Origin of the sequence: Bradyrhizobium sp. USDA 4532, from assembly GCF_024171315.1 — a bacterium.
GTDB classification, from domain to species: domain Bacteria; phylum Pseudomonadota; class Alphaproteobacteria; order Rhizobiales; family Xanthobacteraceae; genus Bradyrhizobium; species Bradyrhizobium australafricanum.
Genome location: NZ_JALJZN010000001.1, coordinates 6,327,272 through 6,353,461, shown reverse-complemented (window position 1 = coordinate 6,353,461; position 26,190 = coordinate 6,327,272). Strand labels below are relative to the sequence as shown.

Below are 26,190 nucleotides of genomic sequence, written 5' to 3'. Positions count from 1 at the left end.
TGCTCCCCGTTGAAGATGCGCGCATTTTGAATGATTTGCTTCGGCGGGTTTCGCATAGCAACCTTACGCGCTTGTGGCACATCAACATCGCAGTTCCAGGTTGCAAGTTGCGGTTGGCTGAACGACAGTCCGCGATGGCGGACGCGGTCTGTCGCGCTTGTGCGGGACAAGCCCGATCCCTCCCCCGCACCGGGGCGACCATGCAGCGATCCAGGGCAGTCTTCATCACGGCTATCGTCTACGCCCTGATCGGCCTGGTCCTCGCGGGCGGGGGCATTTGGCTCGCCGCACTAGGTGGATCGCCCTTCTACATTGTCCTCGGCGTCGGCATTCTCGCCACGGCTGCGCTGTTGCTGGCGCGGCGCCATCAGGCGCTCTGGCTGTTTGCGATCGTGCTGCTCGGCACGCTGGCGTGGGCCGTCTATGAGGTGCGGTTCGACTGGTGGCCGCTCGCGGCGCGTGGCGACATCATCTTCCCCATGGCCCTTTGGCTGCTTACGCCGGTGATCGTTCGTGCCCTGACACGAAGCGGGCCGGTGCCTTACATGCGCGCGACGGCGCCACTCTGGATCGGCGTCGTCGCTGCTGCGGCGGTGCTCATCGCCGGGCTGCTGTCCAGCTATCACGACATCAACGGCACGATTGCCGAGTCCGGCTCTGCCGTGCCGCAAAGCGAAGCCGACCCGCAGCCGGACGGCGACTGGCGCGCCTATGGACGTACGCAGTTCGGACAGCGCTATTCGCCGCTGAAGCAGATCACGCCTGACAATGTCGGCAACCTCAAGGTCGCCTGGACCTTCCGCACCGGCGACGTGAAGACACCAGACGATTCCGGGGAGACCACCTTCGAGGTCACCCCGATCAAGGTGCGCGACACGCTCTATCTCTGCTCGCAGCACCAGGTGCTGTTCGCGCTCGACGCCAAGACCGGCACGAAGCGCTGGCGCTACGACCCCAAGCTCGTGCACAACAAGACGTTCCAGCACATGACTTGCCGCGGCGTCTCCTATCACGAAACCGCGCAGGGCGCCGTCGACTCTGGCGGCAATTCGGCGCCGGCCGAATGCCCACGGCGGATCTTCCTGCCCGTCAATGACGGCCGCATGATCGCGCTCGATGCCGACAGCGGCAAGCTCTGCGATGGCTTCGCCGATCACGGCATCCTCGACCTGCAGCAAGGCATGGGGATCAAGACCGCCGGCTTCTTCGAGCCGACGTCGCCGCCGGTCGTCAGCGACAAGATCCTGGTCGTGGCCGCCGCGGTGATCGACAATTATGCGGTCGAGGTGCCGTCGGGCGTGATCCGCGGCTTCGATGTCTATACCGGCAAGCTGGTTTGGGCCTGGGATTCCGGCGCGGCGGACGAGAACGCATTGCCGTCGCCGACGCGTCATTACACCAACGGGTCGCCGAATTCCTGGATCACGGCCTCGTTCGATCCGAAATTGAATCTGGTCTACATCCCGACCGGCAACAACGGACCTGACATCTGGGGCGGCAATCGCGATGCGCTGGTCGAGCGCTATTCCAGCGCCATCGTCGCGCTTGACGTCAACACCGGCAAGCGCGTCTGGTCGTACCAGACCGTGCATCATGATCTCTGGGACATGGACGTTCCCTCGCAACCGAGCCTGGTCGATGTGACGACGGCCAAGGGCGTCGTTCCCGCGCTGATCCAGCCGACCAAGGTGGGCAACATCTTCGTGCTCGACCGCAGGACCGGCGAGCTGATCGTGCCGGCGCCGGAACGCGCGGTGCCGCAAGGGCCCGCGCCCGGCGACCGCTCTGCAGCGACCCAGCCATTTTCCGAACTGACCTTCCGCCCGGAGGCTAAGCTGACCGGCGCCGACATGTGGGGCGGCACGATCTTCGACCAGTTGCTGTGCCGGATCATGTTCCACCGCTTGCGCTACGAAGGCACCTTCACGCCGCCCTCGTTGCAGGGCACGCTGGTCTTCCCGGGCAATCTCGGCATGTTCGAATGGGGCGGCATCGCGGTCGATCCTGTCAGGCAGATCGCCATCGCCAATCCGATGTCGTTGCCGTTCGCCTCCAGGCTCATTCCGCGCGGTCCGCTCAATCCTCCGGCGCCGACGGCCGAGAAACCGGTCGGCAGCGAGGTCGGGGTGCAGCCGATGTACGGCACGCCGTTCGGCGTCGGCATCTCGAGCTTCCTCTCGCCGCTCTCCGTGCCGTGCTACCGGCCGCCATGGGGCTCGATGGCCGCGATCGATCTGAAGACGATGAAGATCGTCTGGCAGCATCCCAACGGCACGATCCGGGACACCACGCCGCTGCCGCTTCCATTCAAGATGGGCGTGCCGATGCTGGGCGGGCCGATCACTACCGCCGGCGGCGTTGCGTTCTACACCGGGACCTATGAGTACGCGATCCGGGCCTACGATGTCCGCAACGGCAAGGTGCTCTGGGAGGATCGCCTGCCGGCCGGCGCGCAATCGACGCCGATGAGCTACGAGGCTGGCGGCAAGCAATACGTCGTCACCGCGGCCGGCGGCCACGGCTCGTTCGGCACCAAACGCGGCGACTACGTCATCGCCTACGCGTTGAAGGATTGAGCCGCGTCATCGAGGCCGTCATCTTCCTTCTCCTTCCCGAAGGTCGGGATGGGGGTCAGCCGCAGGCAATGCTCTCTGCGGAGGGCGCGGATCCCCACCCGCTTTGCTCTGGCGAGCAAAGCGACCCCCCCTTTCCAAGGGGAGGTGGAACTGGCCCAACTGGATAGCTCCAGACGGGTTGGCAAATCCGGCCAAAGCCGCTAAAGGTCCGCCCCCTTTCACGGACAATCCGAGCATGACATGTCGAGCGCCCCGCCCGCCGTCTCGATTGGCGTCGATTTTGGCACCAGCAACACCGTGGTCGCGCTGTCCGACGGCGACGGCCGCGTCGAGGCTGTTCGTTTCGACCACGGCGGCCGCACGCATAGCGTCTATGTGTCCGCGCTGTGCTTCTGGGAGGAGCGGCCGGGCGCGGGCCTGCATCCGCGCGCCGAGGGCGGCCCGTGGGCGATCGAGCAGTTCCTCGAGGGACGCACGATCCATCGCTTCATCCAGTCGTTCAAGACGTTCGCGGCAAGCTCGGCCTTCAACACCACCCAGATCTTCCGGCAACGCTACAAGTTCGAGGACCTGCTCGCGGCGTTCCTGCGCACGCTGACGCGCCATGCCGGCGAAGGATTCGATCTCGGCGCGCCGACCATCATGGTCGGCCGTCCGGTGAAATTTGCCGGCGGCAATCCCAATGACGAGCTCGCGATGCAGCGCTACCGCGCTGCATTCGAGCGGCTCGGCGCCGGCCATGCGCGCTATGTCTACGAGCCGGTCGGCGCGGCGTTCTCCTTCGCGCGCACACTCGACCACGATGCCACCGTGCTGGTCGCCGATTTCGGCGGCGGCACCAGCGACTTCTCCGTGATGCGGTTCTCGCGCAAGGGCGGCGTGCTGCGCGCCGAACCGCTGGGCCATGCCGGCATCGGCATCGCCGGCGACACCTTCGATTACCGCATCGTCGACCACATCGTCTCGCCGCGACTCGGCAAGGGCACTAGCTACCGCTCGTTCGACAAGGTGCTGCCGATCCCCAATCACTATTATTCGAGCCTCGCCCGCTGGCATCAGCTCGCGATGATGCGGGGCAATGGCGATTTGCGCGAGTTGCAGCAGCTCGCGCGCACCGCGCTCGATCCGGCGCCGCTGCAAGACTTCATCACCATCGTCGACCACGATCTCGGCTTCGCGCTTTATCGCGCCGTGTCCGACACCAAGGTCGCGCTGTCGAGCCGCGACCGTGTCGAGTTCCGCTTCGCCCGCGACGGCATCGATATCGGCGCCACAGTGACGCGCGACGATTTCGAATCCTGGATCGCCGACGACATCGAGCGGCTCGGCGCGACGGTGGACGAGGCGCTGGCCAAGGCGGGCATCACCGCGCGCGACGTCGAGAAGGTGTTCCTGACCGGCGGCACCTCGTTCGTGCCGGCCGTGCAGCGGCTGTTCGCCGAGCGCTTCGGCGCGGCACGGCTGACTTCGGCGGATCAATTCGAATCGATCGCCTACGGCCTCGCTTTGATCGGCCACACGCCCGATCCAGACCGCTGGACCTTCGCCGAGGCCGCGTGACGGCTGGCTTCGCGCCTTGATCCCGGCTCAATAGACAACTACATCACGTCAATCATCAATCCACGAGGATGCCGGCGACCATGGATTTCACCCTGACAGCAACGCCCATCAGCCTTGCCCTCGGGGATATTCATGCCTGCATCGATCGCGCTTTCTCACCTGACCCTGTCCGCGCCTGACGGCCGGGTTCTCCTTTCCAATGTCGATCTGAATTTCGGACCTGAACGCACCGGCCTTGTCGGCAGGAACGGCGTCGGCAAGACGACGCTGCTCGGCCTCATCGCGAGGGTGCGCACGCCGCAATCCGGCACGGTCTCGGTTCAGGGACGCGTCGGGATGCTGCATCAGACGGTTCAGCTAAAGCCGGATGAACGCGTCGTCGACCTGTTCGACGCGCGCCGCGCATTGGCCGCGCTACGTCGTGCCGAACAGGGCCTTGCGAGCTCCGAGGAGATTGCCGACGTCGACTGGACGCTCGATACGCGCATCGCGGCCGCGCTCGAGCGCGTCGGACTGAGCGATGCACTCGACGCGCCGCTGGCAGCGCTGTCCGGCGGCCAGGCCACCCGGGCGCGCCTCGCCGCCCTGACCTTCGCGCAACCTGATTTTCTGCTGCTGGATGAGCCGACCAACAATCTCGACCGCGCGGGACGCGAGGCGGTGATCGACCTGCTCGCCGACTGGCGGCAAGGCGCCATCATCGTCAGCCACGACCGCGAACTGCTGGAGACGATGGATGCGATCGTCGAACTGACATCGCTGGAAGCCAGGCGGTACGGCGGCAATTGGAGCCAGTATCGCGCACGCAAGGCCATCGAGCTGTCGGCAGCACGACACGATCTGGCCGATGCCGAGAAGCGCGTCGCCGAGATCGACCGTAACACAAGAGAAGCCAACGAACGGAAGGCGCGCAAGGACGGCGCGGGTGCAAGGAAGCGCGCCAAGGGCGATCTGCCGCGCATCGCCGCCGGGCTGCGCAAGGACCGCAGCGAGGACAGCGGCGGCGAGAACGCCCGCCTCGCCGAACGACGGCGGACGCAAGCGCTCGAACTTGCCACCGCGGCGCGGCAGCGCATCGAGGTGCTGCAACCGTTCGCGGTGCAGCTGCCCTCGACGCATCTGCCGGCGAGCAGGATGGTGTTGCGGATCGACGCGGCCGATGTCGGCTACAGCGCGGACGCGCCGACCCTGCGTGACGTCACCTTCTCCATGTCGGGTCCGGAGCGCGTCGCGATCACTGGCCCCAACGGTGCCGGCAAGACGACGCTGCTCAAGCTCGTCAGTGGCGACCTGACCGCGGCGCGCGGCACCGTCGAGGTGATGACCCGGTTCGCCATGTTCGATCAGGCGGTCAGCCTGCTCGATGCGTCGGCCTCCATCCTGGACAATTTCCGGCGCATCAATCCGGATGCCGGCGAGAACGCCTGTCGCGCGGCGCTGGCGCGATTCATGTTCCGCGCCGATGCCGCGCTGCAGCCCGTTGCGAGCCTCTCCGGCGGCCAGTTGCTTCGCGCCGGTCTTGCCTGTGTGCTGGGCGGCGTGAGGCCGCCGCCTTTCCTGATCCTCGACGAGCCGACCAATCACCTGGATATCGAATCCATGGAAGCGGTCGAGGCCGGCTTGCGCGCCTATGACGGCGCGCTGCTGGTCGTCAGCCACGATGAGGCCTTCCTCGAGGCCATCGCGATCACGCGCAGACTGGATCTCGCGTCGTGGAGGTGACGCGGAGAGCGGAGCAATTGCCATTGCGCAATCAATGTTCGAACGGCGAAGATTGATCAGGAAAGTGAACAGCCGAGCACGCGTCGCCTTGGGGTAGGTCGTAAGGCGCGGTGCTCGGCTGTCAGGCCGCGCGGCGGTGCGGCCATCCCGCCAGCCTCGCTTGTCCCCAAGCGCGAGGCCGTCGGAGCTGAATCTGGTCTGTTGCTAAATCCGCGCCGTCGAATGAAGCGCGTTTCTCCAAAGGGCAAATGCGACGAAGCCAGCGAGCAACAAAAAGCCGCCACCGGCCGCGATCAAGACATGCGCGAGCGTCATCTTGGAACATCCCAATTGAAAGGCTTCATGCGGAGCGATATGCGCCGCAACCTGGCAATCAAAAGCACTTCAAAATTGATTTGCCCCGCCGGCCGCCGCCGGACAGCCCGAAAGGTGGCTGGCACTGCGCTCTGCCCACCCTTCGATTTCAGAGCGGTTGTCCAGCCACTCGGCTGTTGCCGCTCATCGTGCGGTTCGTCACACCGCTCAACTGTCACGAGGATAATCGATAAAACTTTATCGACAATCGAAAGGAAAAATTAAGGTTACCGGCGCGACCGCGCGAGGTTCGACCTCGCTGCCGACACCCGGTGATGATGGATGGGATTGTCGGGGTCAACCTTCGGCGAGGGTCGATCGCCCCCGACGCGACCGCGGCTCCCACCAAAATATCGAAAACAACCCCATGCAAAGGAGCCGGCGGCCGCCGCTCCCGGCCTGCGTGGCGGTCAATTGGAGCAACATCCTCCGGACGAAAATTCGCAGGGCATGTCACGTTTCGACGCGCTGTCTTGTCTTGGCTTCTGCAAGGGCAGCAGCAGAGGACAGCATGCACACACTCGGAACCGGCGGTGGTCGCACCCTGATCGCAATCGTCTATCATAGCGCCTACGGTCATACCCGGCGGCAGGCGGAGGCCGTCAGGTCCGGCGTCCAGGATATCGATGGCGCAGAGGCGCTTCTGGTGCCCGTCGAGAACGTGGAACAGAACTGGGATCGGCTGATGGATGCGGAAGCGCTGATCTTCGGCACGCCCACTTACATGGGCGCCGCCTCCGCGGCCTTCAAAGCCTTTCAGGAAGCAACTTCACGCGCGGTGATGTCCAAAGGCTATCGCTGGAAAGACAAGCTCGCGGCAGGCTTCACCAATTCGGGGGCACACGCCGGCGACAAGCTGTCCACATTGATCCAGCTTGCATTGTTCGCCGCGCAGCATGGGATGCATTGGGTCAATCTCGATCTGCCCCCAGGGAACAACTCCGCATCGGGATCGGAAGCCGATCCGAACAGGCTGGGATTTTGGCTGGGAGCCGGCGCGCAATCGAACACCGCGAGGGTGCGGACACCGCGCCGCCGGGATCCGATCTCGCAACCGCCGGTCACCTGGGAAAGCGGGTCGCGAAAACCGCGCTTTAGTTCGTGCGCGGCCGTGACGCGGCCACGGCGACCGTTCGGGCAGCGTCATGAACGATGCAGCCGAAGCGTCGGCGGCCGAAATCTTCGCCGAGCTGCGTCCGCGCCTGATCCGGCTAGCCTATCGGATGCTGGGCTCGGTCGCGGACGCGGAGGATGTCGTGCACGACGGATGTCGTGCACGACGCCTGGCTGCGCTGGCTCGCGTCTATTCTCGGCATGACGGATCCAGCCGATCATCAACTTTGGTCGTCATCACCGAACCGTCCGCGTCGAACAGGCCAACCGCTCCGCACGGTGAAGTCGAAACGTCGAAATCGAGCGGACCGCAAGTAATCATGCAATAGTCGTAAGCCGAACGTTGATCGTTTCCCATTAGAAACTGATAGTGAATCTGCATAAAATCGAATCGATGACGTCTGAAGCGGATTGGACTTATCATTGAATGTATTTGGACGCGCCGAATCCTTGGGTGGCCACCTGAATGGTCTCGACTGACACGTTTCAGAGTGACGGGGTCGAAGCGATAGAAGCTGATTGCGTCATCTCGAGCCTGGTATTCGACCCAGCCTATCGCAGACGTTCCGGCCACAAGTTGCGCCGCTTTCCGTATTTGGCCGCCCATCGGATGCAGCGCGAATTTAGGAATGGTAGCGCCCACCGTGAGAACGCATAGTTTGGGTCCACACGTTTCGAGCGGAGGATCCGATGTCAGCGCGCGCGCCACCGCCGCAATTGTGAGCGCTGCGCCGAGGGAGTGGCCAACAATCAGAACTTCATCAACTTCTGCGGCCCGAACCGTTCTTGATATCAGGTTCGCAAAAGCGCCGAGCCGCTCGTCAAGTTTGTTCTTCTGCCCGTAAAGAAATTGGTGGGAGAAAATGGCATCATCGAGAATGTGATTTATCCTACGCTTTGGTCCGATCCAGAGCATCGCGCCGACGAAGATGGCAAGCAACAAAGAAAGTCCAAGCAGTAATTCGATCCAAAATGTAGTGTGTATGAGCCTGATCACCAGATATGACAGCCCGAGGCTGCAAAATGCGATCAATAGCAAGCAGCAATATGGAAAGATGAAAAAGACAGCGTACTTCCAGCTCGCGATCGCATATCTAAATATTGTTCCCGTCACGATGAAGTCGAATAGCGCTTTCAAGGATTGAACGAGACGAGACACGAAGCCGGCTTTCGAATCGCACCGAATGAGATCATCCCAGCGGAGTATTTCGAAGGTGACGTGAGTTTTCCAGTTTGGCCCCCATGCTTCCAGGCTGCATGAAGCACTAATTGCAGACGTGTTCGATATCTCCGACAGCCGTGAAGAAGCGCCCCAAATCTTTTGGAAGCTCGAGAGCGAGCGCCGCAAGCGCTCGACCTGCTCTTCGGGGGTGATTGGATCGTAACCACCAATGTGAAAGACGTGCCGTCGTCGAATCATCCAGCAGCTCGAATTCTGTAAAGATATTGATCGGCGCTCATTCTGTAAGACGGAAATGCATGGACACTTTGGCGCTACTCCTCGTTGACCGCAGCCCTTGGCGAACCTGACATGGATGATGCGGATCTCGGCTTGTAAAATTACCACTTCGTCCGCGGGGTGGCACTCGTTGAGTTTGGCTTTGAGCAAAAAAGCGCAGGGCGCCGGAGTCACTGACAGTAGAGGGTCCTGACGGTCGCGGCACGATCGCTTTCTTCGTGTGGCAAATCCGCGACAGCGAGCCAATTGCGCGCCTCAACGCGTTTTTCGAAGCCGTTCAGGATTGTCACGATTCGTAAGTCTGATTTAATGCGTCTCGACCTGAGGTGGCGGGGATTCTGACAATGGAGAGATTGCGTTGCAGCACGGCGCTGATTTGCGCCGGCTTGACGATTCTTTTGGCAAGCAGTCTGCTTTTGAACAATGGGGCTCAGGCGAAGCCCGGAACGGCGGTGGCGCTTAGATCGACAAATTCGCCCGCTCGACTGCACTCTTCTGCGGCGCACGTTTATTTATTCCGCGGATTGTTGAACGTCTTTTCTTTGGGCATGGACGACCTTGCCGCTCAGTTGCAAGCGGCTGGCGTTGTCGCGGCTGTCGCAAATCACACTCAATGGAGAAGCGTCGCCGACGAAATCATCGTAAGATATAGGGCAGGCCAGCGCGGGCCTATCATACTGGTGGGGCACTCTCTTGGTGCAGATGCCGTGATGTCGATGGCAGAGCACCTTGGCCAAATGGGCGTGCCGGTTGCTTTGGTCGTCCCATTCGACGGAACATCGTCGCATATGGCATCGGCCAACGTAGGGCGCGTTCTAAATCTGTACAAAAATGAAGGCGTTAGAATAGGTCGCGGACCCGGCTTCCGCGGCGAGCTGACGAATTTCTATGTTCGTAATGCAAACGTCACTCACTTCAACATCGATAAAGACACGGCGTTGCATAGCATGGTTCTACGAAAGATCAGGGCAATCGGATCGGCTGTCGCGCGCCCACGAAGAAATCAGAGTCCTTCGAACCCGGTTTCATCTGCAGCCCGAGCTTCGACCAACTCTTAGCATACCGTCCAAAAGGACAGTTTGAAGTTGGCGTTGACGCAAGATGTGAGGCTTTAGATTAGGTCCCTGCAGGAGCCCGGTGTCGGTGTTGTTTTTGCTTAGCACTTTAGGCCGGGAGACAGTCAGTGACGCCATTTAGAAAACGCTCAGCCGCCATCGCCATTTGTTGCGTGGCGGCCGTGTGTGCAGCCTTCACAAAGCCGATTCATATCGTGGCAGTCGGCGCAAGCAACACCCAAGGCTGGTACGTTGGGAGGCAAGGCGCTTACCCGGCCAAGCTAGAAGCCCTGCTGAGAGAGAAGGGCGTCAATGCGACCGTCGCCAATGCCGGAGTTCCCTTTGACACCACCGCCGGCATGTTGAAGCGCATTGATAGCGACGTGCCAAAGGGAACCGACATCGTCATCTTGCAGCCTGGAGGCAACGATAGGCGCTTCCTTGTCACGAAGGAGCAGCGGGCGGCCAACATCGCGGCGATGGAGCGACGGCTCCGTGATCGCGCCATCAAAGTCATTTTGTACGACGAAGAGATTCCTCCGCAGTATTACGCTTTCGATCTTATTCACCTCACGGCTGCCGGGCATGCTTTCATAGCGTCGCAATTGCTCCCGCGAGTGTTGGAGATAGACCGGAGAGCCACCGTGCCTCCGCCGCGCGCGAGATAGAAAAAGCCTTGCCATGCCGGCATTGTGCTATCCGGTTCGATAGAGCGAACCGGGCGACGCATCCACCCAGGATCCACCTGTCGGACTGCCAACTAATCGGTGGAAACGACCCGCAAGCCCTGTATGATTGGTTCATGCCGGTCTGTGGACGTGCTTCTGTCAGATCTCAGACGCTCGCCAAGGATGCTACCCTTTCGATGATCGGCGAAGATGGCGCGCCAGCGAAACAAGCGCGTGGTCCATGATGACGCCCGGTATTGCCAAGTTCGTGTTCGTGATGATGGCGGTCGGTTGGTATCTCATCCGCTACAGACACGCGCGTCGTGCTCGCCGTGAAAAGGTCGCGAGAAGCGCCCGAGGCTCGCGCGAAAACACCCTGCTGCTGATATCGCTCACGGGTCTTGGCATTGTGCCGCTCGTCTACATCGCAACGGCCATGCCTCATTTCGCATCATACGCTTTCCGGCCAGCTCAAGCCTGGCTGGGTGTTTTCGTCGCGGTTGCGGCGCTGGTCATGTTCCGGCTGACCCACCGAGCTCTTGGTCGGAATTGGTCCTTAAGCCTCGACGTGCGGGAAAATCATCGCCTGATCACAGACGGTATTTATCGGACAGTTCGCCATCCTATGTATACCGCATTCTGGCTTTGGGCTGCTGCTCAGGCATTGCTCCTTCCGAACTGGGTGGCCGGTTTCGCAGGCCTGATCGGATTTGGAACCTTGTTTTTCGGGCGAGTTGCCCGAGAAGAGCAGATGATGCTGGAAGCCTTCGGCGACGAGTATCGCGAATATATGGCCCGGACCGGACGCCTTTTACCGAGGCTGTTCCGAGCCGGCCACAAGAGACTCCTCTCGCCGAACTCACGTCCGGATACTCACACAAAGCAATAATGCCGTGCCGTTTTTGTCACACTCGGCAAGGAAATGACCGCGCAAGCGCCAGCTTTGCTACAGCGTTAATTACGCCATGGCCTTTAGAGGGTAGGCTGTTCATGTTCACGCTACCCATCTCGGAGATCACGATGTTGAAGTTCCTGGTTGCTGGAGTTGCGACGTTTGGTTTTGTGGCTGCCGCCAGCGCGGCAGATCTTCCTCATCCGCAGCCGGTTACTGCTACGGCTCCGGTTGGCAAGATGCCGATCGGCAAGTATCCGGTTGGCAAGTACCCCGTCGGCAAGTACCCGGTTGGAAAAGCTCCTGCTCCGATCGTGACGAAGGGTTAGCTCGAGGATCGCTCAGTCAGCGCACGCTTTAGTTTTGCTGAAGGCGCTGCTTGGGGCCGACTACCCTTGTGAGGGCTTGAACGTGCCAGAATCCAATCGGACACGGGGCGGCTTGTGGCTGCTTGCCGGAATTGGTGTCATTGTGGCTTCCGTGACTTTGGGAGCCGGCATCGGTCATGCGCAGCAATTGGCTGCGCAAACGGATCAAGCGCCGCTGCGGCAGGACAAGCCGCGTAAGCCGTCGACGAGGTCGGTTGTGGCAACGGCCGTCGCGGGTTCAAGCGGTCCCGCTTCCGGAGCAGCCGCGAAGCCGGTTCGAAGGTCCTCGGCCAAAGGGCCGTACTACGTCGACTTTCGTGCCCGCACGGCGGCTTCTTATGGGCATGCGTTTGTTTGGTACGGCAAGACAAGCGAGAAGCAGGTCGAAGTCGCCGGGCTGCACCCGGCGGGCGATGTCCTGCCTTATGTGCTCGGACATCTTACTTGGGTGCCCTCCGAGACCGGAGCGAGCTACGGCGACCTTGACGAGCAGTATCTGACGGCCAGCTATCGCGTGTACTTGAGCGAGGCCGACGCGAAGAAGGTCTTTGCGTACATCAAGCACCTCCAGGCGACCTCGCCTGTTTGGAATGCGGAAACGACCAATTGCACGGCCTTTATTGGTCGCATCGCCAACTTCATGGGCCTGAAGGCGCCATTCCATTTGTTGAAGCCTGAGGAATACGTAAATCAGTTGAGAGAGTTGAACGGCGGGCGCCAAACGGCGCAGTTGGCTGATTCGGATCGCTAGTTTTCCCGCTAAGGCTGTTCGAAATACCGGGAGGTCGAGGCTGTAGCGGATCGCGGCTGCCGCAAAGGTCCGGTTGCGCAAGGCAAGCGCCGCCTCGGTGGCGTAGCCCTGTCCGTCATAGAGCAGCCAGCCAAGCTCCTGCTCCGGAAACAGCGGCCCATGGTTGATGCCGACCTGGCCGACGCACTGCTTCGAAGCCGTGACCTCAATCATCAACGCGCCATGACCGAACAAGCGCCAGCACGCTAGGTCGTGGCAAAACATCCCCCACGCCGCGCGCACATCGATCGAGCCGCCCATTCCGGCCGATCGGAGCGAAGCCAGGAACGCCTGATCGGCGGGGAACTCGTCAATCGCCTGCGGACGGCTCTGCCTGCATCGCAAGCGCATCAACCTCTCCACCGTGCTGGCTGGACAAAAAACTCGGCATCAAGGAGGTCGACGACGGCATTTGGCTCGTCAGCTTCATGCACTATGATTTGGGATACTTCGACCTGGAGCAGAAAACCCTGCAACCCCTCGACAACCCGTTCGGCACGAGGCTGTCACCCATGTCTTAGGTACGACCTGTTACCCATGTCTCCGGGCTGGACAGGCGAAGGGTGGCGGAGAGGGAGGGATTCGAACCCCCGATAGGCTTGCACCTATGCCGCATTTCGAGTGCGGTGCATTCAACCACTCTGCCACCTCTCCGATGGCCCGGGTGATTTGCGCCACCCGCGGTCGGGGCGTGTTCTAGGCGAGGATGGCGGGCCAGACAAGGCGCTGCAATAATATTTCCGTCACCCGTGCCTCGCGCCACCAAAGCACCAGGACGGCCGGAGAAAGCGCGCGGAAACAAAGCGCTAGCAGAACGGTTCTGGCTCGATCGGCGCGCGAGCGAACCAGCCGGAGCAGGAGCGGGCCATGGAGCATGTGACGATTCGAGCCAATGGCGCGGCGTTCCACGTCGCGCGGACCGGGACGGGCAAGCCGCTGCTGCTGTTGCACGGCTGGCCGGAGTTCTGGCTGACCTGGAAGCCTGTCATGGCGCGCCTCGCCGGCCGCTACACCCTGATCGCCCCCGACCTGCGCGGCTTCGGCGACAGCGACAAGCCCGAAGGCCCCTATGGCCCCGATCAGCATACCGACGACATGCTGGCGCTGCTGGACGCGCTCGGGATCGACAAGGCCGGCGTGGTTGGCCACGACGTCGGTGGCGCCGTGATGCAGCCCCTCGCCCGCAAGGCGCCCGAGCGCATCGCCGGATTGTTTTTCTTCGATTTCGTCTATCCCGGCATCGGGCCGCGGATGGCCGCGCCCGACCGGCTGAACCACATCTGGTACCAGTCGTTCCACCAGATGGAGATGGCGCCGGCGCTGGTCGGCGCCAACAGAGACAGCTGCCGCACCTATATCGGCCATTTCCTGCACAACTGGTCGCACCGCAAGGCTGCGTTCGACGACGTGATCGAGGACTTCGCCGACAACTTCTTCAAGCCCGGCAATCTCGCCGGCGGCTTTGCGCATTATCGCGCGTCGCATGCGGCGCGCGTGAAGATGATGCAGGGCGAAGCCCCGGCGCTGCCGCCGATCACTGTTCCGACCTGCATTCGCTGGGCCGAGCACGATCCGCTGTTTCCCTATGCCTGGACCGACCGATTAGGCGAGACCTTCTCCAATCTGGACCTTGGGATGTTTCCCGATGTCGGGCATTTCCCGCATCGCGAGGACCCCGACCGCGCGGCCGCCGAGATCGCCGGCTTCTTCGGGCGGATCAATTGGAAGTAGAAGTGGTGGGACCGCCAGGACGCGACAAAAACTGGCGGTCCCGTGCCGCTTCTTAATATTGCTGGCCGGGAAGTGCGGCTTCGCCGGTCGGCGGGAGCGACACGGTCCACGGTAGCGACCGACGTCGAAACGGCAACGCGAACCCGATCTTAACCTAACCGATCAACCTTACCGTGCGTAATCCGCGGCCGCTGGATCTGCGGATGGAGGTGCCCCGGATTTCGCGGAGCCTGTCATCGGGCGCGCATTCGCGCGACCCGTTGGCTGCATCCGGGCTACGCATGCTTACCTCCCCTTGAAAAGGGGAGGTCGCTTTGCTCGCCAGAGCAAAGCGGGTGGAGATCTGCTCTCTCCGCAAACAGCATCGCCTGCGGCCGACCCCCATCCCGACCTTCCCCCTTTCAGGGGGAAGGAGAAGGCAGACCGTAGCCCGGATGGAGCGCGCACGATCGCTGCAGCCCGCACGGCTCAGGCGTCGGCTTTCCTGGCTTTTTTGGCCTTTTTCTCGCTCTTTTCGCTCTCGTCATCCTTGTCTTTCTTCTCGGCCTTCTTGTCGTCCTTGCCGTTCTCCCGCTTGCGATTGGTGTAGCGGGCATTGCCAAGCCCGGTTCCGATCGTCAGCACGCCCCAGCGCGCGACATCCTGCATGAACGGGACCTCGGCCAGCCCCTGCACCACGCCGTCATTGTGCATCACGACCGCGGTGTCATGATCGCCGATCTGCGGGATCGCCTCGACCAGGCTCGCCGGCAAGTTGAATTTGCTGCTCTCCCAATTGCCGGGCAGGTTCTGCGCGCCCTTTTCGATCGATCCGTCCTCATTGATGACGCCGGGACAGGCGATGCCGATGAACGGCGCGAGCTTGAGATTCTCCTTCTCGGCGGCGGCAATCAACTCCTTCAGCATCTTCACCAGCCGCTTCACCGCGCCCTCGCGCGTCGGCTCGTCATCGGCGTGGCGCCACAGCTCCGATTTCCAGACCGCCGCCTTGGAGAGATCGGGCGCCTTCTTCCAGCGCGACTCGACCACGCCGCAGCGGATATTGGTGCCGCCGATGTCAACGGCGAGGACGCCGTCATGGGCCTCGAAAATCCACGATGGCGCCAGATGCAGCGTGCCGATCAGGCCGGCATCGTCGGGGTGAAAGCGGATCGGCAGCAAATCGACCTTGAAATCCTCCGACTTCAGGATGATCTCGGTGCGTGCGATGGCGAGTTCGCCGAGCCTGGAGTCGCGGAAGCCGCCGCCGACCACGATGCGCTCGGTCTTGGCCCAGGCCTTGGTGTTGAGGAAGCGCCGCGTCACATGGGCGAGCTCCTGCGCAAACTCCTCGATGGCGCTGTGCACGACCGCCGAGGCCTCGGTGTCGTCGCCGACCAACAGCTCATCGAGCTTCTTCTTGCTGATCTTGTCCGACGGCTCGTCGCCGAACGGATCCTCGTCCGATTTGCGCAGCGGCTTGCGCCAGCGGTCGAGGATCTTGCGGAACGCGCCCTTCGAGGCGCGATCGCCGAGAAAGCCCTCGTCGTCCTTCAGCTCGATGTTGAAGCTGTCGATGTCGACAGACGGCAACCGCGCGGCACCGTGGTGCGCGATGCCCGTGGTCAATCCAGCGTCTTCGGCCATTTGCCCGTGCCTGCCCGCTTGAGGGTCCCAGAACTATTTCTTGAGCATGATCTTTTCGGAAAACCGCTTCACACTTTTCCGGATCATGCTGTAACGGCCGGGAACTCAAATGGTTGCGTCCCGCGCTGCGCCGTCTGGCCAGGCGCGGGACGCAATTTTCGCAGGGGCGTCAGGCGGCCTTCAGCCCGTAGCGCGCCGCAGGCGTGCTGCGCGACAGGTTCGGCATCAGCTTCTGGCGGGCCGCCTCATAGGCCTGCCAATCGGCAGCCTCCGGCAGCGACGGCACGGTGATGACTTCGCCCTGGTCGAGACCGGCGAGCGCGGCGTCGACCATGTCCTCGGCCTTCATCACGATCTCGCCGGGCAGATGCTCGACCGGCGTACCGGCCACGCCCCAGAATTCGGTCGCGGTGGCGCCCGGCAACACCGCCTGGACCCGGATGTTCTTGTCCTTGAGCTCGTGCTGCAACGATTGCGTCAAGGCGAGGACGAAAGCCTTGCTGCCGCCGTAGACGCCGTTGAGCATCTCCGGCGCGACGCCGACCACCGAGGCGATGTTGACGATGGTGCCGCCGCCGCGCGCGACGAATCCCGGCACCGCCGCATAGGTCAGGCGCATCAGCGCGTCGACATTGAGCGCGATCAAGTCGCTCATCTTGTCGACATCGGACGCGAGCAGCGGCGCGGTCGCACCGACGCCCGCATTGTTCACCAGCACGCTGATGCCGGTATTGCTGCGCAGAATGGATTCGATCCGTGACACGTCGCCGCGCTTGCCGAGGTCGGCGGCAACGATCTCGATCGATCGGCCCGTCTCCGCCGACAGACGCCTGGCAAGCCCATCGAGGCGCTCGCGGTTGCGTGCGACGAGGATCAGATCGTAGCCACGCCGTGCGAGCCGGTCCGCGTAGATGGCACCGATTCCGGACGACGCACCGGTAACGAGCGCCGTTCCTTTGGCTGACTTGGTCATGTTGGTCTCCTGTTTGACCCGAACGGCCGGTTTTGGCCGCTGTTCAGGTTCTACAGGCCCCCTTGCATGTCTCAAATGTCATATATACACCTTTTTAGGACACGTATCGTGGCTGGAGGGTTCCATGCAGGAGATCGGCTTCGTCGTCTTCCCGGGATTCCAGGTGATGGGCTTCACCGCCATCACCGCCTTCGAGATCGCCAATCTGGTGGCGGGTGAAAATTTCTACCGGGTCACACTGCTGTCCGAGAATGGCGGCCCGGTGCGGTCATCCGCGGGCTTCAATGTCGAGACCGAAGCGTTCAGCGCGCGCAGCTTCGACACGCTGTTCGTCGGCGCGGGCACCGAGCTGCATCCAGCGTCACCGAAGCTGACCGACTATGTTCGCCGCGCCCTGACGGCGTCACAGCGCATCGCCGCGCCCTGCGTCGGCGCCTTCTCGCTCGCCGAAGCCGGCCTGCTCGACGGCCGGCGCGTCTCCACGCATTGGCAATACGCCGCCGAGCTGCAGGCGCGCTTTCCCAAGCTGAAAGTCGAGCAGGACCGCATCTACATCGTCGACGGGCCGATCTGGACCTCGGCCGGCATGACCGCGACGATCGATCTGGCGCTGGCGATGGTCGAGCATGACCTCGGCGTCGAGGTCGCCCGTTCGGTGGCGCGCAAGCTCGTCGTCTATCACCGCCGCACCGGCGGACAGTCGCAGTTTTCGGCGCTGCTCGAGCTCGACCCGAAATCCGATCGTATCCAGAACGCGCTCAATTACGCCAAGGCGCATCTGCGCAACGAGCTCTCGGTCGAGGAGTTGGCCGCCGTCGCACGGCTCAGCCCGCGCCAGTTCAGCCGCGCCTTCCGTTCAGAGACCGGCCAGTCACCGGCCAAGGCGATCGAGCATCTTAGGGTCGAGGCGGCGCGCGAATTGATCGGTGACGGCCGCCATTCGATGGACGAAATTGCCGTAGAGACCGGCTTTGCCGACCGCGAACGGATGCGGCGGGCGTTCTTGCGGGTGCTGGGCCAGCCGCCCCAGACCATCCGACGCCACGCGAGGATCGCGGCCCAGGCGCAGGCTTGAGCCGCCAATCTCGGCCAAAACCATGCCAAACCCTTCATTTTTGGCCGGTTTTTGCCCTGCTTTACCTTGACTCTCGGTCGTTTGCGGCTATAAGTCCCCCCGTCCGGCGCGGGGATTTCTCGCGCCGATCGTTTTTGTGCGGACCATTTGGGAATTCATTCCCTTCGCACGAGACACGCAACCCATAGCGACTGAACAAAAAGCCGACCCGGGCGAATCGTCCGAGGCCGGGATCGAACACGAAGGAATCAAACGATGTTCGCAGTCATCAAAACCGGCGGCCGGCAATACCGTGTCGTTCCGAATGATGTACTCGAGATAGGCAAGATCGCCGGCGATGTCGGCACGATCGTGCAGCTTGGCGAAGTTCTGGTGCTCGGCGGTGACACGCCGGTGCTGGGAACGCCCACCGTCGCAGGCGCGTCCGTTGCAGCCGAAGTGCTGCAGCACAAGCGCGGCGCCAAGGTGATCGCGTTCAAGAAGCGTCGCCGCAAGAATTCACGCCGCAAGCGCGGCTATCGCGACGAGCTCACGGTGCTTCGCATCACCGAGATCCTCGCCGATAACGCCAAGCCGACCGTCGGCCCGCGGCCGAAGAAGGAAAAGGTCGCAGCGCCCGCCGATGGCGAGGATGCAGCGCCAAAGGCGGCCAAGAAGAAGGCGCCCGCAAAGGCGCCGGCCGCCAAGAAGGCTCCGGCCAAGAAGGCCGCGGCCAAGGCTTAAGAAGAAGTGATCGTCGCGCTTTCAGATGTGAAGCGTGACAAAACGTGAAATGATTCCGTCAAGGAATTGATCTAGAGATCAAAGCGAAGTCGGAGACGAGCCATGGCTCACAAAAAAGCAGGCGGTTCATCGCGCAACGGGCGTGATTCCAAGGGCAAGCGCCTTGGCATCAAGGCGTTCGGTGGCGAGCGCGTGATCCCCGGAAACATCATCGCGCGTCAGCGCGGCACCACCTGGCATCCTGGCCTTAATGTCGGCATGGGCACCGATCATACTCTCTTCGCCAAGGTCGAGGGTCATGTCGAGTTCCGTGCCAAAGCCAACGGCCGCACATTCGTATCGGTTATTCCGATGGCAGAGGCGGCCGAGTAGACGGTGGACACACATGAGTCCGCCGGGTCCTGTTGAACCGGCGGAGTCGCAAAGGGCTCCAAGGGGAGGCGGGATGACCGGCCTCCCCTTTTTGTTGCGCGCGTTCCACTTCGACCGCGCGTGACGTTCCAAGCGTTGCGTACCGATTTTTCGCATCACAGGAGCTCGACATGTTGCAGGACATCCCGACGCCGACCTTGCGCGAGGCAAGAGCTTGCGTCCTCGAGACAGAACGGCTGACATTGCGCAAGCCGACGCTCGCGGACGTAAAAGCAATCGCACGCCTCGCCAATGACCGCCGCATCGCGGAGAACACCCGCCGCCTGCCGCATCCCTATACCCAGGACGACGCCATCGACTTCGTGCGCGCGCTCGGCGCCGGCGGGCGCGAAACCGTTTTCCTGATCGAGAACAATCACACGCCGATCGGCATGGTCGGCATCGACTGGCGCGAGGAGACATCGGCCGAACTCGGCTACTGGCTCGGCGTCGACTATTGGGGCCAGGGCTTCGGCACCGAGGCTGCGCGCGCGGTGATCGATTACTTCTTCGAGGAGTTCGATCTCGACCAGCTGATCTCGGGCGCCCGCGTCGTCAATCCGTCGTCGCGCAATATCCTCGAGAAGTGCGGCTTCCAGTGGGGCGGCGTCGAGCTGCACCGCTTCGAGGCGCTGGGCTCCTCGAGCCCGGTCGACTGCTTCCGCCTGTCACGCGGTGTCTGGACGTCGCTGAAGCGCTGGAACAACTCGACCCGGCGGGAGAGCTGAGACTTTTGGCTTCACCCTCCCCTGGAGGGGGAGGGTCGTTGCTGAAGCGCAGCGGAAGGCGCAACGGGGTGGGGTGATCTCTCCACTCGGGCACCGTTGGATGAGGAGAGACCTTCACCCCACCCCGCCGCTCATTGCATTCGCGTCGACCCTCCCCCTCCAGGGGAGGGTAAACATCACGCCGGCGGATTCACCGCGGAGTCCGGGCGTCCAAGCTGTTGCTCGCGCACGAAGATGTAGAGGCCGGCCGCGATGATAATAGCGGCGCCGATGATCGTGGCCCAGGACGGCACGTCGCCGAACACCACGAAGCCGAAGATCACCGCCCAGACGATCATCGAATACTGGTACGGCACCACCACGCTCGCCGGCGCGAGCTTCAGCGAACGATTGACGCAAAGCAGCGCCGCGACCGAGATGATGCCGGCGGTGAAGAACAGCACGAGGCTGCCGGCTGACGGCGTCACCCAGCCGAACGGCGAGAGCACGAGGCCCAGGATGAAGGTGCCGCCGAATTGCGACGTCGCCAGCACGATATCGGGGGTCGCGCGCAGCGAGCGCGTGATCAGCATCAGCACTGCAAACGACAGGCTGCCGCCAAGCGCGATCATCGCCGGCCAGCTGATGGTCTGCGCCGACGGCCGAAGCGCGATCAACACCCCGCAGAAGCCGACCAGGATCGCGGTCCAGCGCCGCCAGCCGATATGCTCGCCGAGCACGAGGCCCGACATCGCGGTGACGAAGATCGGTCCGGCCAGATAGTAGGTGATGACGTCGGCGAGCGGCAGATAGACGGTCGCCAGGAAGAACGCCGCAACCTCCACCGTCGACAGCGTGACGCGCAGCAATTGCAGCCACGGGCGTTCCAGATGCAGAAAATCCGCGCGCCGCTGCCACACGATCGGCAGCAGCACGAGCCGCGCCGCACAGGCGCGCAGCCACAGCAATTGCCCGACCGAATAGGTGGCGACGATGAATTTGCCCATCGCATCGCCGAACGAGAACATGAAGATCGACAGCAGCATCAACCCGATGCCGGCGAGCCGCGCCGATCGGTCGTCGTAGGAGGACAGCTTTGCGAACAGGCTCATGAGCAGACTTGCGCTTTTGTTCCCGAGTCGTCCGGTTTTAAAGACGTGGATGCCCGGGACAAGCCCGGGCATGACGAATTGAACGGATTGCCGCACCTGCGCCGCTGCGATACCGGTAGCTGATCCCGGCAACAAAATGAGCAGGAAACGCCGCATGAGCGACTTCGACCCCACCCAGCATCGCATGGTCCCCGCGCAGCGCTGGTTCGAGGATTTCGTGCTCGGCGAGCGCTTCGTGATTCCGAGCCGGACCCAGACCTCGGCGGTGTTCGCGGCGTTCCAGACCGCCAGCGGCGACACCCATCCGATCCATTACGACGTCGAATATTGCCGCGCGCGCGGCATGCCTGATTTGCTCGCGCACGGCTTCCAGACCCTGGTGCACACCGCGCCCGGCGCGGGATTGTTCCCCTATGTCGTGGAGGAGTCGCTGATCGGCTTCCTCGAGCAATCGAGCAAGTTCCTGAAACCGGTCTATGCCGGCGATACCATCTACCCCGCGCTGGAGGTGATCGAGCTGTCGCCGGGCAAGACCACCGGCGTCGTGACGCTGCGCTCGACCGTGCACAACCAGCGCCGCGAGCTGGTGCTGGAGGGGATGCAGAAATTCCTGGTCCGGCGGCGGCCGAGTTAGCCGCAAGGGCCGTAAAAAGGCCCGAAAATTAAGGCTTTTCGCTGAAGTCAGGGCCTTTCCGGGTTGCCGCCGCGGCCACCCTGCCCTAACTAGTGAAAATCATGAAATTCCTCGATGAAGCCAAGGTCTATATTCGCTCGGGCGACGGCGGCAACGGCTGCGTCGCGTTCCGGCGCGAGAAGTTCATCGAGTTCGGCGGTCCCTCCGGCGGCAATGGCGGTCGCGGCGGTGACGTCATCATCGAGTCCGTCGACGGACTGAACACGCTGATCGATTACCGCTACCAGCAGCACTTCAAGGCACAGAAGGGCACCAATGGCATGGGCAAGGACCGCCATGGCGCCAACGGCAAGCCGATCGTGCTGAAAGTGCCGGTCGGCACCCAGGTGTTCGACGAGGACCGCGAGACCCTGCTGCACGACTTCACCGAACTCGGCGAGAAATTCGTGCTGGCTGAAGGCGGCAATGGCGGCTTCGGCAACGCGCATTTCAAATCCTCCACCAACCGCGCGCCGCGCAACGCCAATCCCGGCGCGCCCGGCGAAGAGCGCTGGATCTGGCTGCGGCTGAAGCTGATCGCCGATGCCGGGCTGGTCGGCCTGCCCAACGCCGGCAAATCGACCTTCTTGTCGGTGGTCAGCGCGGCACGGCCGAAGATCGCCGACTATCCCTTCACCACGCTGCATCCGCAGCTTGGCGTGGTGAATTTCGGCGGCCGCGAATTCGTGCTCGCCGACATCCCCGGCCTGATCGAGGGCGCGCATGAAGGCGCCGGGCTCGGCGACCGCTTCCTCGGTCACGTCGAGCGCTGCCGCGTGCTGCTGCATCTGGTCGACGCGACCTGCGAGCATGCCGGCAAGGCCTACAAGACGGTGCGCACCGAGCTCGAAGCCTATGAGGGCCATCTCGCCGACAAGATCGAGATCGTCGCGCTCAACAAGATCGACGCCGTCGCGCCCGACGAACTGAAGAAGCAGAAGGACCGCCTCAAGCGGGCGGCGAAGAAGACGCCGCTGTTGCTGTCAGGCGCGACCGGCGAAGGCGTGCAGGATGCGCTGCGCGCGCTGGTCGAGGTGATCGGCGAGGCGCCGGTGTCCAACAAGGCCAAGGGTGGCCAGGCGGAGCCGTGGGCGACGCCGGTGCCGCAGGGTTGAACGGCACAAGCCGCGCAACGCCTGGACTTCCCAAGCCACATTGTGGCGTCTATTGCTTCCACCTTCCTGCCAGACCGAATCCATGAAACGCCCCGCGCTCAAGAACTTTCGCCGCATCGTCGTCAAGGTCGGCTCATCGCTGCTGGTCGACTCGCAGGCCGGCGAAGTGCGCGCGTCCTGGCTCGCCGCGCTGGTCGAGGACATCGCAAAGCTGCACAAACGAGGCTGCGAGGTCATGGTGGTGTCGTCGGGCTCGATCGCGCTCGGCCGCAGCCGCCTGAAGCTGCCGCGCGGCCCGCTGAAGCTCGAAGAGAGCCAGGCTGCCGCAGCGGTCGGCCAGATCGCGCTGGCGCGAATCTGGTCGGAGGTGCTCGGCCATCACGGCATCGGCGCCGGGCAGATTCTGGTGACGCTGCAGGACACCGAAGAGCGCCGCCGCTATCTCAACGCGCGCTCGACGATCGCAAAGCTGCTGGAATGGGGCGCGGTGCCCGTGATCAACGAGAATGACACGGTCGCGACCACCGAGATCCGCTATGGCGACAATGATCGCCTCGCCGCCCGCGTCGCCACCATGGCGAGCGCGGATCTTCTGATCCTGCTGTCCGATATCGACGGCCTCTACACCGCGCCGCCCGCGCTCGATCCCGACGCCAAGCTGATCCCGGTGGTCGAAAGCATCACCTCGGAGATCGAGGGGATGGCCGGCTCGGCCGGGTCCGAATTGTCGCGCGGCGGCATGACCACCAAGATCGAGGCCGCGAAGATCGCGACCACGGCCGGCACCCACATGCTGATCGCCTCCGGCAAGATCGAGCATCCGCTCGCTGCGATCGCCGACGGCGGCCGCTGCACCTGGTTCCTGACCCCCGCCAATCCCGTCACCGCGCGCAAACGCTGGATCGCGGGCTCACTCGAGCCAAAGGGCACCTTGACCATCGATGCCGGCGCGGTCGCGGCGCTGCGCGCCGGCAAGAGCCTGTTGCCGGCTGGCGTGATCCGGGTCGACGGCCAGTTCGCCCGCGGCGATGCCGTGGTGGTGCGCGGCCCCGACACCCACGAGATCGGCCGCGGCCTGGTCGCATACGACGCCGAGAACGCCGAGAAGATCATGGGCCGCTCCTCGCCCGACGTGATGACCATTCTGGGCATCAGCGGCCGGTCCGAGATGATCCATCGCGACGACCTCGTGATCGGCCCGGCCGGGGCGATCCCGCCCAAATAAGCCACTGGATAGGCCATTGGCCGAGCGGGGCGGCCTGCCGCCCACCTGCCATGCCGGTTCCGCGCCTCGCCACCCTTCAATTGCCATGCTAGAACATGGCCTTAGTCCAAAGCTGGTAGTTTCATGAGCGCCCCCCTGAAGGCGATCGACGGCAACGCCGATCTTACTGCCCTGATGACCGACCTCGCCGCCAAGGCGCGCGCCGCGGCGCGCGTGCTGGCGCTGGCGCCGCCGGAGCAGAAGGACCGGGCGCTCGCCGCGATCGAGCGCGCGATCCGCGCCGACGCGCCGGCCATCCTCGCCGCCAATGCCGAGGATGTCGCCGAGGCGCGCGCGAGCGGCATGACCTCCGCCTTCGTCGACCGCCTGACGCTGACCCAGGCGCGCGTTGCCGGCATGGCCGATGGCGTTGCGACCGTGCGTGAGATCATCGATCCGGTCGGCGCCGTCACCGAAAGCTGGCAGCGGCCGAACGGCATGACCATCGAACGCGTCCGCGTGCCGCTCGGCGTCATCGGCGTGATCTTCGAGAGCCGGCCCAATGTCGCCGCCGACGCCGGTGTGCTGTGCCTGAAGTCCGGCAACGCCGTGATCCTGCGCGGCGGCTCGGACAGTTTCCGCTCCTGCCGCGCGATCCATGCCTGCCTGGTGCAGGGCCTGCGTGAGGCCGGCCTGCCCGAGGCCGCGATTACCCTGGTGCCGACCCGTGACCGCGCGGCAGTCGGCCTGATGCTGACGGGATTGAACGGCGGCATCGATGTGATCGTGCCGCGCGGCGGCAAGAGCCTGGTCGCACGTGTCGCGGCGGAGGCGCGCGTTCCGGTGTTCGCGCATCTCGAGGGCGTCAACCACATTTACGTCGACGCCAGCGCCAGGCTCGATATGGCCAAGGCGGTCGTGCTGAACGCCAAGATGCGCCGTCCCGGCGTCTGCGGCGCCGTCGAGACCCTGCTGGTCGATCGCACCGCTGCCGCGACGCAGCTGAAACCGCTGGTCGAGCTGTTGATCGATGCCGGTTGCGAGGTGCGCGGCGACGACGCCGTGCAGGGCGTCGATGCCAGGGTGAAGCCCGCATCCGACGAGGACTGGGACACCGAATACGAGGACGCGATCATCTCGGCGAGGATCGTCGACGGTCTCGATGAAGCGATTACGCATATTCAAAATCACGGCTCGCATCACACCGATGCGATCGTGACGGAGGATGCCGCTGCCGCGCAAAGGTTTCTCAACGAAGTCGATTCGGCGATCGTGCTGCACAACGCCTCGACCCAGTTCGCCGACGGCGGCGAGTTCGGCTTCGGCGCTGAGATCGGAATTGCTACCGGCAAATTCCACGCCCGCGGGCCTGTTGGCGCCGAGCAGCTGACGAGCTTCAAGTACCGCGTCCACGGCACCGGGCAGACGCGGCCGTGATCATTGTCGCACGCGCACGGTAAGCCATTGCAGCAAGCATCGAGCGTGTCGTTATCCGCAGCCCAGGCGCTTCCGTTCTATACCAACGGCATGCGCATCGGGCTGCTTGGCGGCTCGTTCAATCCGCCGCACGCCGCGCATCGCGCCATCAGCCTGTTTGCGCTCAAGCGCCTGCAGCTCGACCGCGTGTGGTGGCTGCTGACGCCGGGCAACCCGCTGAAGAACCATGACGGCCTGCATGCGCTTGCCGAGCGCGCCGAGGCCGCGCGCCGCGTTGCCGATGATCCGCGCATCGACATCAGCTGTCTCGAAGCTGTCATTGGCGTCAGCTACACTGTGGACACGATCATCCACTTGCGCCGCCGTGTCTCCGGCGTGCACTTCGTCTGGATCATGGGCGCTGACAATCTCGCGCAATTTCATCGCTGGAAAGATTGGCGGCGCATCGCGTCCGATGTGCCGATTGCCGTGATCGACCGTCCGCCCCAAAGCTTCCGCGCCCTTGCCGCACCGGCGGCGCAGGCGCTCGCGCGCTATCGCATGCCCGAAAATCAGGCGACACGGCTGGCCGACCAGCAGGCGCCGGCCTGGGTGTTCCTGACAGGAATGAAATCCAATTTGTCTTCGACCGGACTTCGGAACCCGGACGGGAGCTGGAGAACGGCATGAAGCGCAAAAGGGTTACTGGAATATTGAAACCATTAACCCCACATGCGTAGTATGGCGCGTGGGGCCGAGGATTCGGCACCCGCGATACAGTGAAAGGAATGGTCCCTGGCCACATCTGTATTGTCAAAGTCTGTTTTACCCAAGGTTCCAAAGACTGCGCGTAAAACATCGACGAAA

22 protein-coding genes, 1 tRNA gene and 4 pseudogenes are annotated in these 26,190 nt (G+C 63.3%); 21 read left to right on the top strand and 6 right to left on the bottom strand.

Annotated features, from left to right (window positions below):
• Positions 1-200 precede the first annotated feature (200 nt).
• The 5 genes and pseudogenes from J2R76_RS29325 to J2R76_RS29305 form a co-directional block, all read left to right on the top strand.
• Positions 201-2,576, top strand: coding sequence for a glucose/quinate/shikimate family membrane-bound PQQ-dependent dehydrogenase (locus J2R76_RS29325; protein ID WP_141342044.1), 2,376 nt, complete (start codon positions 201-203; stop codon positions 2,574-2,576).
• A 240-nt stretch (positions 2,577-2,816) separates the two neighbouring features.
• Entirely contained in the window at positions 2,817-4,136 is a 1,320-nt protein-coding gene (locus J2R76_RS29320; RefSeq protein ID WP_076834596.1) for an Hsp70 family protein, read from the top strand.
• Between the two features lie 132 nt (positions 4,137-4,268).
• On the top strand, positions 4,269-5,858 hold the full coding sequence (locus tag J2R76_RS29315) for an ABC-F family ATP-binding cassette domain-containing protein (RefSeq protein ID WP_076834598.1): 1,590 nt from the start codon (positions 4,269-4,271) through the stop codon (positions 5,856-5,858).
• Positions 5,859-6,723: 865 nt separating this feature from the next.
• Positions 6,724-7,310 (top strand): annotated as a pseudogene (locus J2R76_RS29310) (flavodoxin family protein).
• Positions 7,311-7,357: 47 nt separating this feature from the next.
• A pseudogene (locus tag J2R76_RS29305) lies at positions 7,358-7,477 on the top strand (sigma factor); the annotation flags it as partial.
• 38 nt (positions 7,478-7,515) lie between these two features.
• Here the strand turns inward: J2R76_RS29305 and J2R76_RS29300 are convergent.
• Complete coding sequence (locus tag J2R76_RS29300; protein WP_253626145.1) at positions 7,516-8,745, bottom strand: hypothetical protein; 1,230 nt, start codon at positions 8,743-8,745, stop codon at positions 7,516-7,518.
• Between the two features lie 383 nt (positions 8,746-9,128).
• Here J2R76_RS29300 and J2R76_RS29295 point away from each other — a divergent pair, with 383 nt between their 5' ends.
• The 5 genes from J2R76_RS29295 (at position 9,129) to J2R76_RS29275 (ending at position 12,518) form a co-directional block, all read left to right on the top strand.
• Positions 9,129-9,842, top strand: a complete 714-nt coding sequence (locus J2R76_RS29295; RefSeq protein WP_141342041.1) for a thioesterase domain-containing protein — start codon at positions 9,129-9,131, stop codon at positions 9,840-9,842.
• A gap of 125 nt (positions 9,843-9,967) precedes the next feature.
• A complete protein-coding gene (locus J2R76_RS29290; protein ID WP_244559011.1) occupies positions 9,968-10,507 on the top strand; it encodes a GDSL-type esterase/lipase family protein in 540 nt (179 codons plus the stop codon).
• 244 nt (positions 10,508-10,751) lie between these two features.
• Complete coding sequence (locus J2R76_RS29285) at positions 10,752-11,396, top strand: protein-S-isoprenylcysteine O-methyltransferase (RefSeq protein ID WP_083715233.1); 645 nt, start codon at positions 10,752-10,754, stop codon at positions 11,394-11,396.
• A gap of 131 nt (positions 11,397-11,527) precedes the next feature.
• Positions 11,528-11,728, top strand: a complete 201-nt coding sequence (locus J2R76_RS29280; protein ID WP_057020971.1) for a hypothetical protein — start codon at positions 11,528-11,530, stop codon at positions 11,726-11,728.
• Between the two features lie 112 nt (positions 11,729-11,840).
• Complete coding sequence (locus J2R76_RS29275) at positions 11,841-12,518, top strand: hypothetical protein (protein WP_229191612.1); 678 nt, start codon at positions 11,841-11,843, stop codon at positions 12,516-12,518.
• Here the strand turns inward: J2R76_RS29275 and J2R76_RS29270 are convergent.
• A pseudogene (locus tag J2R76_RS29270) lies at positions 12,453-12,908 on the bottom strand (GNAT family N-acetyltransferase); the annotation flags it as partial. The gene J2R76_RS29275 and the pseudogene J2R76_RS29270 sit on opposite strands and share 66 nt — an antisense overlap.
• On the opposite strand from J2R76_RS29270, the pseudogene J2R76_RS41130 reads away from it, so the two are divergent.
• Positions 12,874-13,078, top strand: a pseudogene (locus J2R76_RS41130) (IS481 family transposase); the annotation flags it as partial. The pseudogenes J2R76_RS29270 and J2R76_RS41130 sit on opposite strands and share 35 nt — an antisense overlap.
• A gap of 43 nt (positions 13,079-13,121) precedes the next feature.
• On the opposite strand, the gene J2R76_RS29265 reads toward J2R76_RS41130, so the two are convergent.
• Positions 13,122-13,211 (bottom strand) — tRNA-Ser (locus J2R76_RS29265).
• Between the two features lie 213 nt (positions 13,212-13,424).
• On the opposite strand from J2R76_RS29265, the gene J2R76_RS29260 reads away from it, so the two are divergent.
• Positions 13,425-14,288 carry an alpha/beta fold hydrolase gene (locus J2R76_RS29260; protein ID WP_076834602.1) on the top strand — a complete coding sequence of 288 codons (864 nt, stop codon included), beginning with the start codon at positions 13,425-13,427 and terminating at the stop codon, positions 14,286-14,288.
• Between the two features lie 468 nt (positions 14,289-14,756).
• Here J2R76_RS29260 and J2R76_RS29255 read toward each other — a convergent pair whose 3' ends face one another.
• A complete protein-coding gene (locus J2R76_RS29255) occupies positions 14,757-15,914 on the bottom strand; it encodes an ROK family protein (RefSeq protein ID WP_076834604.1) in 1,158 nt (385 codons plus the stop codon).
• Between the two features lie 169 nt (positions 15,915-16,083).
• Complete coding sequence (locus J2R76_RS29250) at positions 16,084-16,887, bottom strand: SDR family oxidoreductase (protein WP_076834605.1); 804 nt, start codon at positions 16,885-16,887, stop codon at positions 16,084-16,086.
• Between the two features lie 124 nt (positions 16,888-17,011).
• Here J2R76_RS29250 and J2R76_RS29245 point away from each other — a divergent pair, with 124 nt between their 5' ends.
• From J2R76_RS29245 to J2R76_RS29230, 4 genes are all read left to right on the top strand, one after another.
• Positions 17,012-17,962 carry a GlxA family transcriptional regulator gene (locus tag J2R76_RS29245; protein ID WP_057020904.1) on the top strand — a complete coding sequence of 317 codons (951 nt, stop codon included), beginning with the start codon at positions 17,012-17,014 and terminating at the stop codon, positions 17,960-17,962.
• A gap of 255 nt (positions 17,963-18,217) precedes the next feature.
• Positions 18,218-18,685 (top strand): 50S ribosomal protein L21, encoded by a 468-nt coding sequence (gene rplU, locus J2R76_RS29240; protein ID WP_016847849.1) that lies wholly within the window; start codon positions 18,218-18,220, stop codon positions 18,683-18,685.
• Positions 18,686-18,787: 102 nt separating this feature from the next.
• Positions 18,788-19,057: a 50S ribosomal protein L27 gene (gene rpmA / locus J2R76_RS29235; RefSeq protein WP_016847848.1), complete on the top strand. Its 270-nt coding sequence runs from the start codon at positions 18,788-18,790 to the stop codon at positions 19,055-19,057.
• Between the two features lie 170 nt (positions 19,058-19,227).
• Positions 19,228-19,824, top strand: coding sequence for a GNAT family N-acetyltransferase (locus tag J2R76_RS29230; RefSeq protein ID WP_028336336.1), 597 nt, complete (start codon positions 19,228-19,230; stop codon positions 19,822-19,824).
• 176 nt (positions 19,825-20,000) lie between these two features.
• Here J2R76_RS29230 and J2R76_RS29225 read toward each other — a convergent pair whose 3' ends face one another.
• On the bottom strand, positions 20,001-20,915 hold the full coding sequence (locus tag J2R76_RS29225; RefSeq protein ID WP_253625289.1) for a DMT family transporter: 915 nt from the start codon (positions 20,913-20,915) through the stop codon (positions 20,001-20,003).
• Positions 20,916-21,069: 154 nt separating this feature from the next.
• On the opposite strand from J2R76_RS29225, the gene J2R76_RS29220 reads away from it, so the two are divergent.
• The 5 genes from J2R76_RS29220 to J2R76_RS29200 all read left to right on the top strand — a co-directional run bounded on the left by J2R76_RS29220 (position 21,070) and on the right by J2R76_RS29200 (position 26,013).
• Positions 21,070-21,549, top strand: a complete 480-nt coding sequence (locus tag J2R76_RS29220; protein WP_076834607.1) for a MaoC family dehydratase — start codon at positions 21,070-21,072, stop codon at positions 21,547-21,549.
• Between the two features lie 101 nt (positions 21,550-21,650).
• Positions 21,651-22,703 (top strand): GTPase ObgE, encoded by a 1,053-nt coding sequence (obgE, locus tag J2R76_RS29215; protein ID WP_016847844.1) that lies wholly within the window; start codon positions 21,651-21,653, stop codon positions 22,701-22,703.
• 82 nt (positions 22,704-22,785) lie between these two features.
• A complete protein-coding gene (proB, locus tag J2R76_RS29210; RefSeq protein ID WP_076834609.1) occupies positions 22,786-23,928 on the top strand; it encodes a glutamate 5-kinase in 1,143 nt (380 codons plus the stop codon).
• A 123-nt stretch (positions 23,929-24,051) separates the two neighbouring features.
• Positions 24,052-25,344 carry a glutamate-5-semialdehyde dehydrogenase gene (locus tag J2R76_RS29205; RefSeq protein WP_253625288.1) on the top strand — a complete coding sequence of 431 codons (1,293 nt, stop codon included), beginning with the start codon at positions 24,052-24,054 and terminating at the stop codon, positions 25,342-25,344.
• A gap of 45 nt (positions 25,345-25,389) precedes the next feature.
• Positions 25,390-26,013 (top strand): nicotinate-nucleotide adenylyltransferase, encoded by a 624-nt coding sequence (locus J2R76_RS29200; RefSeq protein ID WP_080583350.1) that lies wholly within the window; start codon positions 25,390-25,392, stop codon positions 26,011-26,013.
• Positions 26,014-26,190 lie beyond the last annotated feature (177 nt).